We start from the raw sequence: 674 nt of genomic DNA, 5'->3' as shown, positions 1-674 counted from the left end.
ATCATATCCTATCTGCTGCCGCTCAACGGCATCAACGTGGCTCCTATCCTTGCCGCTATCATCGCGCTGACCCTCAACACGATCGCGTTCCAGGCCGAGATATTTCGCGGCGGGCTTTTGGCCATTCCGCGGGGGCAATTGGAAGCGGCACGCATGGTGGGCATACGCAAATGGGCGGCGCGCCAGCACATTCTCGTCCCCCAGATACTGCGTCTCGTCATTCCCTCGCTGGTCAACGAGACCATCAGCATTCTGAAAAATTCCTCGCTGGTTTCCGTTATCGCGGTGACGGAACTGATGCGGGTGAGCCAGCAGATCGTCGCGACCACCTACCGCCCGTTCGAAATCTACATCGCCGCCGCCATCATCTACATCGTCATCAATTTCCTCCTGTCGCTGCTCGGTCGCATGGCCGAGCAGCGACTAGCGCGGAGGGCCTGAGCCATGACGCAGTTCTTCGACCTGTGGCTGCAATATGGGCCGCTGATGCTGGCCGGACTGGCGACGACGGCCTGGATCTGCGCGCTGGCTGCTGCCCTCGGACTGGCTGTCGGCCTGTTGCTCGCCTGCCTCGAAAGCACGCAGTTCACGCCGTTGCGCTGGGCCGTTCGCGCCTATATCGAGATCATGCGCGGCCTGCCGATCCTGATCCTGCTGTTCGTGCTCTATTATGG

The 674-nt window shown here is 60.8% G+C and carries 2 protein-coding genes; both read left to right on the top strand.

Annotation, left to right across the window (positions count from 1 at the left end; genetic code table 11):
- Positions 1–441, top strand: a 441-nt coding sequence (locus EOA22_RS36170; protein WP_164756312.1) for an ABC transporter permease subunit, incomplete at its 5' end; no start/stop codon positions are given.
- A 3-nt stretch (positions 442–444) separates the two neighbouring features.
- On the top strand, positions 445–674 hold a 230-nt coding region (locus tag EOA22_RS36165; RefSeq protein ID WP_206521553.1), incomplete at its 3' end, for an ABC transporter permease subunit.

Source organism: Mesorhizobium sp. M7A.F.Ca.US.014.04.1.1 (genome assembly GCF_003998745.1).
Lineage (GTDB): Bacteria > Pseudomonadota > Alphaproteobacteria > Rhizobiales > Rhizobiaceae > Mesorhizobium > Mesorhizobium ciceri.
This window is presented reverse-complemented; position numbering and strand designations above follow the sequence as displayed.